We start from the raw sequence: 15757 nt of genomic DNA, 5'->3' as shown, positions 1-15757 counted from the left end.
CTCGGCCACACTCTGGCCATATCGCCCAGGGATGTCGGCGGCGACGCGGAGATCGCCCCGACACTGCTCGCAACGGTCGTCAACCCGGCCGGACTGATCCTCGCCAAGATGGTGCCCGGCGGACGGGCCGAGGCCTTCGCCTCCGCCGGTCTCGGCGCCGGGCCCTCGTGGCACGCATTCGCGATCGACGCGACCGGTGTCGCGTTCAGCACCTCCTCGACGGGCGTGGTCGGGGACCAGCGTCTGCGCATCGTCCCCGATGCCCGCGCCCGCCTGGACCACGACCTGTCCTGGACGCCCGCCGAGTTCCACGAGCTGACCGGCGAACCGTCGTCGTTGTGCCCGCGCGGCACGCTGCGACGCGTCGTGGCCGAACTCGCCGCCGACGACCTGGAGGCGTCGGTGGGACACGAGATCGAGTTCGTGCTCGTCGCGCCCGACGGAGCTGCACTCCCGGCACACGATTGGACGCCCTACGGCGCCGCCGGCCTCCTGGGGCAGGAGGATTTCGTCCGGGACTTGATCGTCGACCTCGGCACGGCCGGTGTCGAGGTGGAGCAGGTCCATCCCGAGCACGCGCGCCTGCAGTTCGAGGTGTCGCTGGCGCCCGCCGATCCGGTGACCGCAGCCGACCGGCTGGTGCTCGCCCGGATCGTCATCGGCCGGGTGGCGCGCAGACACGGTGTGCGTGCGGCCCTTTCACCGAAGCCGTTCGCCGACGAAGCGGGGTGCGGTGCGCACCAGCACATCTCGCTGAGGAGGGGCGGTGCCCCGCTGTTCTCGGACGGTTCGGGCGCCGCCGGCATGACCGCCGACGGGGAGCACGCGGTGGCGGGCATCCTCGAGGCCCTGCCGGAACTCCAGGGAGTGCTGTGCGGCTCGGTGGTCTCGTGCCTGCGCACGCGCCGGGGACAGTGGGCAGGCGCATACGCGTGCTGGGGTGTCGAGAACCGGGAGGCCGCGGTCCGCCTGGTCCGGGCGGAGACCGCCGGGGGAGCGGGCCGCGATGCGAACATCGAGGTGAAGGCCGTCGACCCGTCGGCCAACGTCTACCTCGCGACGGCCGCCGTGCTGGGTGCGGCCGCCCGTGGCATCGCCCGGCGTGCCGAACTGCCGCCGGAGGTCGCCGTCGATCCGGTCGAGTGTCCGCCCGAGCGGCGCGGCGCCCGGCTCGCCTCCGATCAGCGGACGATCGTCGATCGACTCGATTCGTCGGAGGCGTTGCGCGAGATCCTGGGCGATGAGATCGTCGACGCCGTGGTCGCGGTCCGGCGATACGAGGTCACCCGCTTCCCGGACCACACCCCGGAGTTCATCGCCGAACGCTTCCGGTTGGCCTGGACCGTGTGACGGCCCACGCCGGATGAGCGGTGCCGGTCTGGTTAGAGTCTGCGTATGGCGATCTACGCACTCGACGACCGTGTGCCCACCCTGGGGGCCGACACCTATGTCCATCCCGATGCGGTGGTGATCGGCAACGTCACCCTCGGCGACGGGGTCTCGGTCTGGCCCGGCGCGGTGCTCCGCGGCGACTACGGCACCATCACCATCGGCGAGCGGTCCAACATCCAGGACGGCACCGTCATCCACTGCACCGTCTTCGAGCCCACGGTCATCGGCGCCCGCTGCGTCGTCGGCCACAACGCCCACATCGAGGGGGCGACCATCGGCGACGACTGCCTCATCGCCTCCGGGTCGGTGGTGCTCAACGGCTCGACGATCGGCTCGGGCGCGATCGTCGGCGCCGGGGCGGTCGTGCCGTTCAAGTTCGATCTCCCGCCCCGCCGCATGGCCCTCGGCGTCCCGGCGAAGATCCGCGAGAACTACGAGGTCCCGGAAGGGCACACCGAACTCAACTGCGACATGTACTTCCAGAACGCCCGGCACTATCGCGACGCATTGCGTCGGATCGACTGAGCGCCCGAACGATTGACCGACGGACCGACTGAAGGGGAGCCGACTCCAGTGACGACCGCGCAGCCCAGACCGCTCTCCGAGATCATCGACCCCGGCTGGGCCGAGGCCCTCGCGCCCGTCGAGCCGATCATCACCGAGATGGGCCAGTTCCTGCGGGCCGAACTCGCGGCCGGGCGCCGTTATCTGCCGGCCGGGCCGCACATCCTGCGTGCCTTCACCAGGCCGATCGACGACGTGCGGGTGCTGATCGTCGGCCAGGATCCGTACCCGACGCCGGGACATGCTGTCGGACTGAGCTTCTCGGTTGCACCCGAGGTGCGTCCCATCCCCCGGTCGCTGGCCAACATCTTCACCGAGTACTGCTCGGATCTCGGGTATCCGATGCCGAGCACCGGCGACCTCACCCCGTGGGCCGACAACGGCGTGCTGCTGTTGAACAGGGTCCTGACCGTGGCGCCCGGTGAGCCCGGTTCCCACCGCGGGAAGGGCTGGGAAGAGGTGACCGAGTGCGCGATCAAGGCGCTCGCCGCACGTGACGAACCTCTCGTCGCGATCCTGTGGGGGCGCGACGCCGCCGGGCTGGAGAAGTGGCTGCCCGACGTCCCGACGATCGTCTCCCCGCATCCGTCGCCGTTGTCGGCCTCCCGCGGGTTCTTCGGGTCCCGGCCCTTCAGCCGCGCCAACGAGGAACTGCTCGATCTCGGCGCCGATCCGGTGGACTGGCGGCTGCCCTAGATGCCGAACACACGACCGCCCGCTTCCGACGGAAGCGGGCGGTCGTGTGTGGTCGACGAGTTCAGCGAGTCCTGCCGAACTCCGGCGCCCGCTTGCCGACGAACGCGTCGACACCCTCGATGCCCTCGGGACGCCCCGACCGCTCGGAGATGGACCGTCCCTCGAGGGCGAGGTGCTCGACCAGCGAGGTCTCCGACGCCAGCGACAGCAGGCGCTTGGCGCCGGAGTCGGCCGAGCGGGGGCCGGCGGCGATCGCCTCGGCGTTGGCGCGGGCGACCGATTCGATCTCGTCGTCGGCGACGATCTCGGAAAGGATGCCCCAGTTCAGCGCCTCGTTGGCGGAGACGACCCGGTCGGTCAGGATGATCTGGCGGGCGCGGGCCGCGCCGACGGCCCGGGGAAGGGTCCACGTGAGGCCGCCGTCGGGGGTGAGGCCGATCCCGCGATAGGCCGGGCGCAGCTTGGTGCCGCTGCCGCCGATGGCGACGTCGGCGTGCAGGACCAGCGACATGCCGGCGCCGGCCGCCCATCCCTTCGCGGCGACGACGACGGGAACCTCCGCCTCGTACAGGGCCGCGACGAAGTCGTGGAAGTTGTCGGCGATGAGCCGGAGGTAGGTGGGGCGGTCGTCGGCCGCGGCGAACGCGCGCACGTTTCCGCCTGCGCAGAAGTTCTTGCCCAGGCCCACCAGGAGAACCGCGCCCACGTCGCGCTGCCCGCGGGCCACCTCGCGCAGGGCCTGCGTGCCCGCCGCGATGGCGTCGTCGTCGAGCGAGTTGCCGGCGCCTGCAGCCGAGACGGCGAGGGTCAGGACGCCGTTGGACTCGGTGACGAATTCGGGCGAATCGGACTGTGCGGTTGCGGGGGATGGTGTGGAGGTCATGGGACGAAACATTAACCCGCTCACACCAAAGACCCGACGCTGGGGGAGCTCACGCTCACCCGGCGTCGGGTCTTCAGAAGCCTTCGAACCTCACATCACCCACGAGGGGTGAGGGGAGATCAGACAGCTGCGTGCTTGCCGGCCTTCAGGCAGGAGGTGCAGACGTTCTTGCGCTTGCGGTTGCCCGGGGCGACCTCGACGCGAACGGACTGGATGTTCGGGTTCCAGCGGCGGTTGGTGCGGCGGTGCGAGTGAGACACCGACTTGCCGAAGCCCGGGCCCTTGCCGCAGATATCGCAGACGGCAGCCATCGTCGAACTCCCTTGATAGATGAATATGGTCTCGTGGTCAGCCTCTCGGGTAACGGCACCACCCGATGGTGTGCGCGTTGACCGAAAGGCAACCCTGCAAGGATAACCAGCCCGGGTGTGTGTGGCCAAATCCGGCCCGGACCGCCCGGCCGGCGACCCACGCCCGGTCGTCGTCGGTCCGACGGGGCGTCGGCGGGGCCGAGTAACCTGAGACACAATCTCCTCCGAGCCCGCCCCGTCGCCGAGTATGGCAGAGCGAGAAAGAGTCACCGAGTGATCGCCCGCACCATCAATCCCCAGCTGCTGCGCGACTGGGCCCATGTCTGCGTCGAGCAGCTCGAGGCGTTGCGGGGTGAGATCAACGATCTCAACGTGTTCCCGATCCCGGACTCCGACACCGGCAGCAACATGCTGTTCACCATGCGGGCGGCGGCCGAGGCGGCGGCCGCCCTCCCCGAGGACGCGGGCCTGTTGGACGTCGCTCGCGCCATGGCCGACGGCGCGGTGTCGCAGGCCCGCGGCAACTCCGGCATCATCCTGTCGCAGATCCTCGTCGGGCTGGCCGATGGCGCCGAGATCCTCGGCAACGCCGAGTCGGCGAGCTTCGGCGAGCTCGCGAGCCTGGGGTTGCGGCTGGGGTCGCTCGCCGCGACCCGCGCGGTCAGCGAGCCCCGCGAGGGGACGGTCCTCACGCTGGTCCGGGTTGCCGCGGAGTCGGCGGCCGCGCACGAGGAGGATTCGCCCGCCGACCTCGTCCGCGCCATCGCCGACGACTGCGCCGACGCGCTGGAGCACACCCCGGAACAGTTGTCGGTACTGGCGTCGGCGGGCGTCGTCGACGCCGGCGGTCGGGGGTTCCTGGCCATCGTCGACGCGATGGTGCAGGTGGTCACCGGGGTCGCGAACCGGCGTCGTCGGTACCGGGGCATCCTCACCGACAGCGAGACCCTCGGGCACGGCATCGACGACCCGTGCGCAGACAGCAGCGACCAGGACTTCGAGGTGATGTACCTGCTCGACGGGGCGGCCGCCGAGCAGATCGCCGAACTGCGGGAGAGACTCGACGATCTCGGCGACGCCGTCGTCATCGTCGGCGACAGTTCCAGCGGTGAGGGCGAGCGCTTCTCCGTGCACGTGCACACCTGCGAGCCCGGTGCCGCGGTGGAGGCCGGGGCCGGGCTGGGCCGGCTGTCCGACATCCGGATCAGCTGCTTCGCCCTCGACGCCATTCGCGCCCAGTCGGATTCGAACGAGCCGCCGCCCCGGCACAAGCGCGCGGTCGTCGCCGTGGCCTACGGCGACGGCGCGGCCGAGCTCTTCGCCGAGGCCGGCGCCACCGTGCTGCGCGGCGACAACGGGCTCACCGCACAGCAACTCGGCACCGCGATCCGCGATACCGACAGCGCACACGTCGTGGTGATGGCGAACGGCGCGTTGAGTTCCCAGGATCTGGTCACGGTCACCACCGAGGTGCGGTCGTCGCAGCGGTCGGTGCTGATGCTGCCGACCGCGTCGATGACCCAGTGCCTGGCCGCGCTCGCGGTGCACGACCCCAGCGAGGTGCCCGATGTCGACGCCTACGCGATGGCCGAGGCGGCCGCCGGGGCGCGGTGGGGGTCGCTGCAGCGGGCGACCACCAAGATGATGACGTTGGCCGGGATGTGCGAGGTCGGCGACGTGCTCGGCCTCATCGGCGACGACGTGCTCGTCGTCGCGCCGGATCAGACCTCGGCGAGCACGGCGCTCATCGACCTCATGCTCGCGACCGGCGGCGAGCTGGTGACGATCCTCGCCGGGATCGACGTCGACGCGGCCGCACTCGAGGCCGTCGGCGAGCAGATGCGGCGGAGTCATCCCGGCATCGAGCTCGCCGTCTACCGCACCGGACAACGCACCGATCTCCTGCAGGTGGGTGTGGAGTGATCGAGGCGGCACTGTCGGATGCGCTGTCGGAGGTCCTCGGCCCCAAGCCTGCCGAGAAGCTCGAGACGCTCGGTGTGTCGACCGTCGGGGAGCTGTTGCGCTACACCCCGCGCAGATATGTCCGTCGCGGACGCGCGTCGGACCACACCCGGCCGGAACCGGGGGAGTGGCTGACGATCGTCGGGCGCATCACCAGGTCGGATCTGATCCAGATGCGCAGCAGGCGCGGGCAGTTCCTCAAGGTGACGGTCACCGACGACCACGAGGTCTACGAGGCGAGCTTCTTCAACCCCCGCTTCATCAAGAACCAGTTGCGCCCGGGTGCGCGGGTGATGATGGCCGGGACGGTCAAGTACTTCCGCGATCAGATCCAACTGTCGCATCCGGAATGGATGATCCTTCCCGACGGCGAGCCCGAGGTCGAACACGTCGTCGGCTCCAAGATGCTCACCGAGATCTATGCGGTCGAGGAGGAGATCGGCCGCGAACACGGCGGGCATCCGCTGGCCGCCATGTTCGACCGCGACATCCTGCCGCTGTACCCGGCCACCAAGCAGGTGCAGACCTGGGAGATCCTCGGCGCGGTGCGCCGGGTTCTCGACCACTGTCCGCCCATCCCGGACGCGCTCACCGAACAGCAGCGTGTGGAGCGCGGACTCATCAGCACCGACGAGGCGATCCGCAAGATCCACCTCCCGGAGACCGAGGACGACGTCAAGGTCGCCTCGTACCGGCTGAAATTCGATGAGGCGCTGGCGATCCAGACGGTCCTCGCGCAGCGGCGGATCGCCGGCCGCGCCGACGCCGCGCCGCCGTGCCCGCACGTTCCGGGCGGCCTCGAGGACAAGCTGCGCGAGCGACTGCCGTTCCAGCTCACCGAGGGACAGCTCACCGTGGGCGAGGAACTCGGTGAGGATCTCGCCCGCGCACAACCGATGTCGCGACTCCTGCAGGGCGAGGTCGGCTCCGGCAAGACCCTCGTGTCGCTGCTCGCGATGCTGCGGGTCGTCGACAACGGCCATCAATGCGCGATCCTCGCGCCCACGGAGGTCCTTGCCGCCCAGCATCACCGGACGATGAAGAAGATGCTCGGCGATCTCGCCGAAGGGGGAGAGCTGACCGCGGCCGAGGGCGCCACGCGCATCGCCCTGCTCACCGGGTCGATGAAGACCAAGGGGCGGCGCGAGACACTCCTCGACGTGGTGACCGGCAACGCCGGGATCGTCGTCGGCACGCACGCATTGCTCGAGGAGAAGGTCGAGTTCTTCGACCTCGGCCTCGTCGTCGTCGACGAGCAGCACCGGTTCGGCGTCGAGCAACGGGATGTGTTGCGCAGCAGGGGACGCGACGGACGGGTGCCGCACTTCCTGGTGATGACCGCGACCCCGATCCCGCGCACGGTCGCGATGACGGCTTTCGGCGACCTCGAGACCTCGGTGTTGCGTGAGCTGCCCCGCGGCCGCCAGCCGATCATGACGTCGGTGGTGCCGATGTCCCGCCAGAACTGGGTGGACCGCGTGTGGTCGCGGGCCAACGAGGAGATCGACGCCGGCCGCCAGGTCTACGTCGTGTGTTCGCGCATCGGCGACGACGATCCGGAGCCGCAGTCGGGGCCGGAGGAGGAGAAGGGTCCCAAGACCAGGTCGGTGATCGAGCAGTACGAGGCGCTGGTCTCGGGGCCGTTCGCGCACCGGCGGGTGGAGATGCTGCACGGTCGGATGGCGCCGGACGAGAAGAACGCCATCATGGACGCCTTCGGGCGCGGCGAGGTCGACGTGCTGGTGTCCACCACCGTGATCGAGGTCGGTGTCGACGTCCCGAACGCGACCACGATGGTCATCGTCGACGCAGACCGGTTCGGCGTGAGCCAGCTGCATCAGCTCCGCGGTCGCGTCGGTCGTGGGCGGCATGCGGGACTGTGTCTGCTGATGACCAACGCCAAGGACGTCTCGCAGTCGATGCAGCGACTGCGGGCGGTTGCCGCGTCCAACGACGGCTTCGAGCTCGCCCGCGTCGACCTCGAACAGCGACGCGAGGGCGACCTGCTCGGGTCGTTGCAGTCCGGGCAGAACTCGTCATTGAGGTTCCTGTCACTGCTGGAGGACGTCGAGATCATCGAGGACGCGCGTGGGCTGGCCGAGGAAGTGGTGAGCGAGGATCTCACGCTGCTCGATCATTCCCCGCTGGCCGACCTGGTCGACGGGATCCTGGTGCCGCACAAGATCAAGTACCTGGACAAGTCGTAGGTCGCGGCGGGGCGTGACCGTCGGCGCGGCTCCGTCGTGCCGGTTGTTTCCGGGAATCGGTTGAGCGGGAGGCCTTTCGGCCACCGGTGGACCCCATTCCGCGAACTGCGGAACCGAAGCGGGCCGGTCGGCGTCCAACTCCCATGACCCGCCGCAACGCCCGTCGAGCACATCGGCTGCGCGAGCTGTGCACGCGTGCGCGGTGGTCGGTCCGGGCCGGCTCGTCGGCCCCGGGGCTCACGCCGAAGCAGTGGGCGCTGCTGGTCTTCGCGGTGTTCACGTCGATCGTCGTGGCGATCGGCAGCGGCGGGTTCTGGGCGCACCCGGACGCCGATCCGCACGTGCTCTCGATGGCGCGGGAGGCGCTGTCGCGGCTGGACTCGTTGCCCGTGGTCGCGCAGCGTCCGGAACGGGACGACTACGACCGTGCGGCGTTCGGGGCTGCGTGGACCGATGCGGTGTCGGTCGCCGGCGGAGGAAACGGCTGCGACACCCGCAACGACATCCTCGCCCGAGACCTCCAGGACATCCGCGCCGGACCGATCCCGAGCTGTCCCCGGGCGGTGCTCGGCGGCGAGTTCCGGAGTCCGTACAGCGGTGAGTTCGTCGTGTTCAGCAGGGAACGCGCGGCGTCGGCGGTGCAGATCGACCACATCGTGCCGCTGGCCTACGCATGGGACATGGGGGCGTGGTCGTGGGGGATGGCGCGGCGCGTCGACTTCGCCAACGACCCCGCGAACCTCGTCGCGGTCGACGGGAGGTCGAACCAGGACAAGGGTGATTCCGAACCGGCGCGCTGGCTGCCGCGCGCACGTGGTTTCCGGTGCCAGTACGCGATCCAGTTCGTGATGGTCAGTCTCGCTTACGGGCTCTCGGTCGACGCGAGGTCGCGGGACGCGCTCGCAGAGGCGTTGGCGTGTGGATGAGGATCGGCCGCCTCGCCCCCGGACGCGTTGTGCAGCAGGTTGAGTCCGACCACGCCGACGAGGATCAGGAAGATGCAACCCATCCGCGCCCACCCGGCTGGTTCGTGGAGGAACAGCATGCCGTAGAGCGAGGTGCCGACCGCACCGATGCCGACCCACACCGCGTAGGTGGTGCCCAGCGGTATCGATCGGATCGCGTAGGCGACACCGGCCATGCTGGCGACGACCCCGACTGCGAAGATCGCGGTCGGCCACGGACGCGTGAAGGTCTCGGACTTCTCGAGCGCCGCCATGTAGACGATCTCGATCAGGCCCGCGGCCACCAGCACCAACCACGCCACGTCGCGCACACCTCTCACATCTCTCGAAGCCGACCTGCGTTCTCGTGACGAAACCCTAAGCCGGGACGGTCAGATGCGCAGGGCGAGAAGATACGGGGCCTCAGGGGACAGGTGGGAGGAGGTCGGTGCGCGCCGAGGTGTGGCGGCGCGCACCGCACGGTCATTGTGGATCGATCAGGCGCGCGACGATCCCGCTGGCGCCCACCCAGAACGACAGCGCCCCCACGCCGGCGAGAACGAGACTGCCGAGCAGCCGCCACGTGGCCGACCAGGTGAGTGTCTCGAAGGCGATGGCCGGCAGGAACGCCGCGGCGGCGAAGAGCATCGCGCAGCCGCCGACGAAGGCGAGAACCCGGGCGGCCGCGGATGTCGTGAAACGTCGGAACCAGGCGAGTGCGGCGCTCGACGGCGCCGACTGCAGAACATGAGCCCCCTCGAGGGCATGCGTCAGCAACGTCATCGAATCTTCTCCCCGATAGACACGACAGCCATTCACCCCGTGTCGGAGTGCAGACGCAATTCACGATAGCAAATCTTCGCGCTCGTCACGTGCGGCGGATCGGGCTGACGGGGCACTCGGTCAATATACCCCAGGGGGTATATTGAAGTATCTCGAACAGACGACGAAAGGACAGGCGGCGTGTGTCGACCCGTGACCTGCAAGACCTGTGGAAAGACGACGTGGTCGGGCTGCGGCCGTCACGTCGACGCCATCAAGAGCCAGGTCCCCGCGTCGAGGTGGTGTGACGGGCACCCGCGGGTCTCGGGTCGGCGGTCGAAGTGGTGGTCTCGGGCCTGAGCGGACCGGATATCTCCTTGGGGCGGACTCGGCTCGGCGCTACTCTTGACACCGGCACTTTTCCCGCGGCGGGCACGCCGCGGCGACCACCCGCGAAGTCGAGGATGTTGATGAGCGCACCCACCGCAGAGCCTTCTGTCGCTGCCGGCGACACCGATGTCGAGAAGGCCGTCCTCGGCCTGGCCAAGGCCGCCAAGGCCGCGTCCCGCACGCTGGGCGGCCTGACCACCGCGGACAAGAACGAGGTGCTGCTCGCCGCAGCCGACGCTCTCGAGGCCGCCTCGGAGTCGATCCTCGCGGCCAACGCCGACGACATCGCGCGCGCCGAGGCGGCGGGCACCGAGGCCAGCCTCCTCGACCGGCTGCGACTGACCCCCGAGCGGGTCGTCGGAATCGCCAACGGTCTGCGCCAGGTCGCCAACCTGCCCGATCCGATCGGTGAGATCACCGCGGGCAAGACCCTCCCGAACGGGCTGCAGCTGCGGCAGGTGCGGGTCCCGCTCGGTGTCGTCGGCATCGTCTACGAGGCCCGCCCCAACGTCACCGTCGACGCGTTCGGCATCGCCTTCAAGTCCGGCAATGCGGTCCTTCTGCGCGGGTCGTCGTCGGCCGCGTCGTCGAATGCCGAGCTCGTCCGCATCCTCCGTGAGACGCTGACGGCCAAGGGCGTCAGCGCTGACGCGGTGTCGCTGCTGCCGAGTGAAGACCGTTCGAGCGTCACCGCTCTCATCCGCGCGCGAGGCCTCGTCGACGTGGTGATCCCGCGTGGCGGTGCCGGGCTGATCGAGGCGGTCGTGTCCAACGCGACCGTCCCCACCATCGAGACCGGCGTCGGCAACTGCCACGTGTACGTGCACGCCCTCGCCGACCTCGACGTCGCGGTGCGAGTGCTCCTCAACTCCAAGACCCGTCGCCCGAGTGTCTGCAACACCGCGGAGACCGTCCTCATCGACAAGGCGATCGCCGCCGACGCGCTGCCGCGCATCACCCAGGTGCTGCAGTCGCAGGGCGTGGTCATCCACGGCGACGAGTCCGGCATGGAGCCGGCCACCGAGGAGGACTGGGCCAACGAGTACCTGTCGATGGACATCGCGATGAAGGTCGTCGAGGACCTCGATGCCGCGGTCGCCCACATCGACACCTACGGCACCGGGCACACCGAGGCGATCATCACCACCGACCTGTCGGCCGCCGACGAGTTCACCCAGCGGGTCGACGCCGCCGCGGTCATGGTCAACGCCTCCACCGCGTTCACCGACGGCGAGCAGTTCGGCTTCGGCGCCGAGATCGGCATCTCCACCCAGAAGCTGCACGCCCGCGGCCCGATGGGCCTGCCCGAACTGACCTCCACCAAGTGGCTGGTCTGGGGCAACGGCCACGTTCGGCCGGCGTGATGAGCACCCCGCAGCCGGTGGCCGGCCCCGCCGTCGTCCCGTCCTTCGCCTCCGTCGACGAGGTCGTCGCGCGTCTGCGCGAGACCGGTTACCTCGCCGACGACGCCACCGCGACGTCGACCTTCCTCGCCGATCGGCTGGGCAAGCCGCTGCTCGTCGAAGGGCCGGCGGGCGTCGGCAAGACCGAGCTGGCCAAGGCGATCGCCGCGGCCACCGACGCCGAACTCGTCCGCCTGCAGTGCTACGAGGGCATCGACGAGGCGCGCGCACTCTACGAGTGGAACCACGCCAAGCAGATCCTGCACATCCAGGCGACGGGCACCCGCGCCTGGGACGAGGCCAAGGCGGACATCTTCTCCGAGGAGTTCCTGCTGCCCCGTCCGCTGCTGAAGGCGATCTCGCGCGAGGGATCGACCGTGCTGCTCATCGACGAGGTCGACAAGGCCGACGTCGACATGGAGGGCCTGCTGCTCGAGGTGCTCAGCGACTTCGCGATCACCATTCCCGAGATGGGGACCGTTGCGGCGCAGCGTCGCCCGATCGTGCTGCTCACCTCCAACGCGACCCGTGAGCTGTCCGAGGCGCTCAAGCGACGCTGCCTGTACCTCTACATCGACTTCCCCGACGCCGAGCGGGAGAAGGAGATCCTCGCGTCGCGGGTGCCGAATCTGTCGGCGTCGCTGAGCGCGGAACTTGTCCGGATCGTCGGGGTGCTGCGCACGCTGGACATCCGCAAGAAGCCGTCGGTGGCCGAGACCATCGACTGGGCCAACACGCTTCTCGCGCTCGGGGCGGGGGAGCAGGCGGACGCCAAGAAGAGCGGGCTCGACGACGGACTGATCGCCCGCACCCTCGGGGTCGTGCTCAAGCACCGTCCCGACCTGAAGACGGCCCTCAAAGAACTCAAGCTGGGCTGATGACGACGACACCGCTCGTCGACCATCTCACCGACTTCGTCGATGAGCTGCGCCGGCGCGGGATCGTCGTCGGACCCTCTGCGCTGATCGACGCCGCGTCGGCGATGGAGGTCCTCGATCTCCTCGAGCGGCCCCGCCTGCGTGAGGGTCTCGCCACCACGCTCCTCGTCGACCACTCGCACCGACCGGTGTTCGACCGCGTCTTCGACCTCTGGTTCCCGATCGGCGCCGGGATGCGCACCGTCACCGAGGATCTGCCCCGCGACGAGGACGGGAACCTCGACGTCGAGGCGGTCCGCGACGCGCTCGCGGAGATGCTCGCCGACGACACCGCCGCGAACGACGGACGACTCGACCAGGCGATCGCGATGATCGTCGACGAACTCGGCCGCTACGGGAGCACCAAGGGGGAGGCGTTCTCGGCGTATCAGGCCATCTCCGCGGTCAACCCGCAGACGCTCATCGCCAAGATCGCCGCGGCGATGGACAGTGGCGACGGGGACGGCGGCCGGCCGGGCACCGGGGAACTCTATCGGCAGGCGGCCCGTCAGAAGGCGGCCGACCTGCGGGCCGCCATCGAGCGGGAGACGCAGCGTCGCATGGCCGATCGCAACGGCCGCGAGAAGGTCGGGGCGTACGCGGTGCCGCCGCTGCCGGAGAACGTCAACTTCCTGTCTGCCGGCGCGAAGGAGCAGGTCGAGATCCGCAAGACCATCGAGCCGCTGGCCCGTCTGCTCGCGGCGAAGCTCGAGACGCGTCGGCGCCGGGCGCACCGGGGCGCGGTCGACGTCCGGAAGACGTTGCGCGCGTCGATGTCCACCGGTGGGGTCCCGATCGAGCTGAGCCATCGCAAACCGCGCCCGGGGCGGCCCGAGCTGATCATCATCTGCGACGTCAGCGGTTCGGTCGCCGGGTTCAGCCAGTTCACTCTCCGGCTGGTGTACGCCCTGCGGCAACAGTTCTCGAAGGTGCGGGTGTTCGCCTTCGTCGACACCGTCGACGAGGTCACCGACTACTTCGACCACGGCGAGGAGGACTTCGGCGCGGCGATGCACCACATGATCTCCACCGCGCGCATCTCGACCCGCGACGGCCACTCCGACTACGGCAACATGCTGGCCGGATTCGTCAGCGAGTACGGGGAGTCGCTGACCCACCGCGGTGCGCTGCTGATCCTCGGCGACGCCCGGAACAACTACCACGACGCGCACACCGATGCGCTCGCCGAACTCGTCGAACGCGCACGTCACGCGTACTGGCTGAACCCGGAGGCCAAAGAGCACTGGGGGACCGGCGACTCGGCCGCCCCCGACTACGCGGAGGTGATCGACATGTTCGAATGCCGCAACGCCACCCAGCTCGGCACCGTCATCGCCGACCTGCTGCCGGTCTGAGCCCGGCGGCACCGCGTAGACTGACCGTCCATGTCAACCGACCGCCGTCGTGCGCGCCGAATCGGCGTCATGGGTGGCACGTTCGACCCGATCCACAACGGCCACCTCGTGGCTGCGAGCGAGGTCGCCCATCGCTTCGAGCTGGACGAGGTGATCTTCGTGCCGACCGGACGCCCGTGGCAGAAGCTGGGCGAGCACGCGATGGTCAGCCCGCCCGAGGACCGGTACCTGATGACGGTCATCGCGACGGCGTCGAACCCGCAGTTCAGCGTGAGCCGCGTCGACATCGATCGCGAGGGCGACACCTACACCGTCGACACCCTGCGCGACCTGCACAAGCAGCTGCCCGACGCCCAGTTGTACTTCATCACCGGCGCCGATGCGCTGGAGTCGATCCTGTCGTGGCAGGACTGGGAGGAGCTGTTCGACCTCGCCCGGTTCGTCGGCGTCAGCCGGCCCGGTTACAAGCTCGACGCCACGCACCTGGCGAAGCACCTCGAGCAGTTGCCGGCCGACACGCTCACCCTGCTGGAGATCCCGGCGCTGTCGATCTCGTCGACGGAGTGCCGGACGCGGGCGGCCCAGGGACGGCCGGTCTGGTACCTGGTGCCCGACGGCGTCGTGCAGTACATCGCGAAGCGGAAGCTGTATCGTGCGCCTCGGGCGTCGTCCCCGGGGGTCTCCGCGCCGGGAGCGGAGCGAGCGGGCGGTGGGGGTGCCGCGCCGGGAGCGGAGCGAGCGGGCGGTGGGGGTGCCGCGCCGGGAGCGGAGCGAGCGGGCGGTGGGGGTGCCGCGCCGGGAGCGGAGCGAGCGGGCGGTGGGGGGGTGCCGACACCGTCCCGGAGACCGAGAGCATCGAGCGGGCGACGACCCGGAAGTGATATCGAGAGGACTTGAGTGACTGCGTCAGCTGAAGCGGTGGAGATGGCCAAGGTGGCTGCTCTTGCGGCCGCGGACAAGCTCGCCCACGACGTGACGGTGATCGACGTGTCGGAGCAGCTGGTGATCACCGACTGCTTCGTGATCGCGTCGGCGGACAACGAGCGGCAGGTCAACGCGATCGTCGACGAGGTGGAGGACAAGCTGCGCGAGGCCGGTCACAAGCCGTTGCGTCGCGAGGGCACCCGTGAGGGTCGCTGGGCGCTGCTCGACTACGCCGACATCGTGGTGCACATCCAGCACACCGACGAGCGTCGCTTCTATGCGTTGGAGAGTCTGTGGAAGGACTGCCCGACGATCGAGGTGGAAGGCATCTCGTGAGCGGTGGTCCCGACACCCATGACACCGCCGTCGAACGTCTCACCCCGGTGGTGCGTCGCCTGATCCTGTTGCGCCACGGACAGACCGAGTACAACGCGACGAGCCGTATGCAGGGTCAACTCGACACCGATCTCTCCGACCTCGGTGTGCGGCAGGCGCATTCGGCGGCGGTTGCGCTGGCGAAGCGCCGGCCGAAGGCCATCTGGTCGTCGGATCTCAAGCGCGCCCGCGACACCGCGGAGGCGCTGGCGCAGCGCACCGGACTCACAGTGCGAACCGATGTGCGGCTGCGGGAGACCCACCTCGGTGAGTGGCAGGGTATGACCCACCACGAGGTCGATGCGGCGATGCCGGGCGCACGAGTCGTCTGGCGCGATGATGCGACCTGGCCGCCGCCGGGCGGGGAGAGCCGGGTCGATGTCGCCAAGCGGTCGACCCCGCTGGTCGACGAGTTGATCGAGCTGTTCCCCGACTGGGGCGTCGGCGACAACCCCGAGGCGCCGGTGGTCCTGGTGGCCCACGGCGGCGTGATCGCGGCGATGACTGCTGCGCTCCTCGGGTTGCCGGTGGACAACTGGCCGGTGTTCGGCGGCCTGGCGAACACCAGTTGGGTGCAGCTGTCGGGTCACGGTGTGCCCGGCGCCGCCCCGCGCTGGCGCCTCGATGTGTGGAATGCGTCGGCCGAGGACGCCGACCCAGCCGTTCAGTGAC

16 protein-coding genes and 1 pseudogene are annotated in these 15757 nt (G+C 69.7%); 13 read left to right on the top strand and 4 right to left on the bottom strand.

All coding sequences use genetic code 11. The features are described 5' to 3' along the window. The first annotated feature begins 108 nt into the window (after nucleotides 1-108). The 3 genes from GP2_RS07245 to GP2_RS07235 are packed head-to-tail and all read left to right on the top strand — an operon-like array spanning nucleotide 109 to nucleotide 2652. Nucleotides 109-1350 carry a type I glutamate--ammonia ligase gene (locus GP2_RS07245; RefSeq protein ID WP_006899837.1) on the top strand — a complete coding sequence of 414 codons (1242 nt, stop codon included), beginning with the start codon at nucleotides 109-111 and terminating at the stop codon, nucleotides 1348-1350. 45 nt (nucleotides 1351-1395) lie between these two features. Continuing rightward, complete coding sequence (locus GP2_RS07240; RefSeq protein WP_006899836.1) at nucleotides 1396-1917, top strand: gamma carbonic anhydrase family protein; 522 nt, start codon at nucleotides 1396-1398, stop codon at nucleotides 1915-1917. A 48-nt stretch (nucleotides 1918-1965) separates the two neighbouring features. After that, nucleotides 1966-2652 (top strand): uracil-DNA glycosylase, encoded by a 687-nt coding sequence (locus GP2_RS07235; RefSeq protein WP_006899835.1) that lies wholly within the window; start codon nucleotides 1966-1968, stop codon nucleotides 2650-2652. Between the two features lie 61 nt (nucleotides 2653-2713). Here GP2_RS07235 and GP2_RS07230 read toward each other — a convergent pair whose 3' ends face one another. After that, the gene (locus GP2_RS07230; RefSeq protein ID WP_006899834.1) at nucleotides 2714-3535 is read right to left on the bottom strand and encodes an enoyl-CoA hydratase/isomerase family protein; all 822 of its coding nucleotides are present in this window, start codon (nucleotides 3533-3535) and stop codon (nucleotides 2714-2716) included. 119 nt (nucleotides 3536-3654) lie between these two features. Further along, nucleotides 3655-3846 carry a 50S ribosomal protein L28 gene (gene rpmB / locus GP2_RS07225; protein WP_006899833.1) on the bottom strand — a complete coding sequence of 64 codons (192 nt, stop codon included), beginning with the start codon at nucleotides 3844-3846 and terminating at the stop codon, nucleotides 3655-3657. 273 nt (nucleotides 3847-4119) lie between these two features. Here rpmB and fakA point away from each other — a divergent pair, with 273 nt between their 5' ends. From fakA to GP2_RS07210, 3 genes are all read left to right on the top strand, one after another. Beyond that, nucleotides 4120-5769 carry a DAK2 domain-containing protein gene (fakA, locus tag GP2_RS07220; protein ID WP_006899832.1) on the top strand — a complete coding sequence of 550 codons (1650 nt, stop codon included), beginning with the start codon at nucleotides 4120-4122 and terminating at the stop codon, nucleotides 5767-5769. Beyond that, entirely contained in the window at nucleotides 5766-8015 is a 2250-nt protein-coding gene (recG, locus tag GP2_RS07215) for an ATP-dependent DNA helicase RecG (RefSeq protein WP_006899831.1), read from the top strand. The genes fakA and recG overlap by 4 nt, the downstream gene beginning before the upstream one ends. A 143-nt stretch (nucleotides 8016-8158) precedes the next feature. Beyond that, nucleotides 8159-8941, top strand: a complete 783-nt coding sequence (locus tag GP2_RS07210) for an HNH endonuclease family protein (protein WP_006899830.1) — start codon at nucleotides 8159-8161, stop codon at nucleotides 8939-8941. Between the two features lie 8 nt (nucleotides 8942-8949). On the opposite strand, the pseudogene GP2_RS07205 reads toward GP2_RS07210, so the two are convergent. Together GP2_RS07205 and GP2_RS07200 are read right to left on the bottom strand one after the other, a co-directional pair. Continuing rightward, nucleotides 8950-9282, bottom strand: a pseudogene (locus GP2_RS07205) (DMT family transporter); the annotation flags it as partial. A 160-nt stretch (nucleotides 9283-9442) separates the two neighbouring features. Continuing rightward, nucleotides 9443-9742 carry a hypothetical protein gene (locus GP2_RS07200; protein ID WP_006899828.1) on the bottom strand — a complete coding sequence of 100 codons (300 nt, stop codon included), beginning with the start codon at nucleotides 9740-9742 and terminating at the stop codon, nucleotides 9443-9445. 180 nt (nucleotides 9743-9922) lie between these two features. Between GP2_RS07200 and GP2_RS22495 the strand changes: the two genes are divergently transcribed. The 7 genes from GP2_RS22495 to GP2_RS07170 all read left to right on the top strand — a co-directional run bounded on the left by GP2_RS22495 (nucleotide 9923) and on the right by GP2_RS07170 (nucleotide 15756). Further along, on the top strand, nucleotides 9923-10081 hold the full coding sequence (locus GP2_RS22495) for a DUF8730 family Cys-rich protein (protein WP_506256197.1): 159 nt from the start codon (nucleotides 9923-9925) through the stop codon (nucleotides 10079-10081). Nucleotides 10082-10191: 110 nt separating this feature from the next. After that, a complete protein-coding gene (locus tag GP2_RS07195; protein WP_006899827.1) occupies nucleotides 10192-11475 on the top strand; it encodes a glutamate-5-semialdehyde dehydrogenase in 1284 nt (427 codons plus the stop codon). Further along, nucleotides 11475-12392 (top strand): AAA family ATPase, encoded by a 918-nt coding sequence (locus GP2_RS07190; RefSeq protein WP_006899826.1) that lies wholly within the window; start codon nucleotides 11475-11477, stop codon nucleotides 12390-12392. Before GP2_RS07195 ends, GP2_RS07190 begins: the two co-directional genes overlap by 1 nt. Next, nucleotides 12392-13786, top strand: a complete 1395-nt coding sequence (locus GP2_RS07185; RefSeq protein ID WP_006899825.1) for a vWA domain-containing protein — start codon at nucleotides 12392-12394, stop codon at nucleotides 13784-13786. Before GP2_RS07190 ends, GP2_RS07185 begins: the two co-directional genes overlap by 1 nt. Before the next feature lie 30 nt (nucleotides 13787-13816). Next, on the top strand, nucleotides 13817-14683 hold the full coding sequence (gene nadD / locus GP2_RS07180; RefSeq protein WP_006899824.1) for a nicotinate-nucleotide adenylyltransferase: 867 nt from the start codon (nucleotides 13817-13819) through the stop codon (nucleotides 14681-14683). Next, the gene (gene rsfS, locus GP2_RS07175) at nucleotides 14684-15046 is read left to right on the top strand and encodes a ribosome silencing factor (protein WP_006899823.1); all 363 of its coding nucleotides are present in this window, start codon (nucleotides 14684-14686) and stop codon (nucleotides 15044-15046) included. Next, the gene (locus tag GP2_RS07170; protein WP_006899822.1) at nucleotides 15043-15756 is read left to right on the top strand and encodes a histidine phosphatase family protein; all 714 of its coding nucleotides are present in this window, start codon (nucleotides 15043-15045) and stop codon (nucleotides 15754-15756) included. The genes rsfS and GP2_RS07170 overlap by 4 nt, the downstream gene beginning before the upstream one ends. Nucleotide 15757 lies beyond the last annotated feature (1 nt).

This window comes from Gordonia paraffinivorans NBRC 108238 (assembly GCF_000344155.1).
Classification (GTDB): domain Bacteria; phylum Actinomycetota; class Actinomycetes; order Mycobacteriales; family Mycobacteriaceae; genus Gordonia; species Gordonia paraffinivorans.
This window is presented reverse-complemented; position numbering and strand designations above follow the sequence as displayed.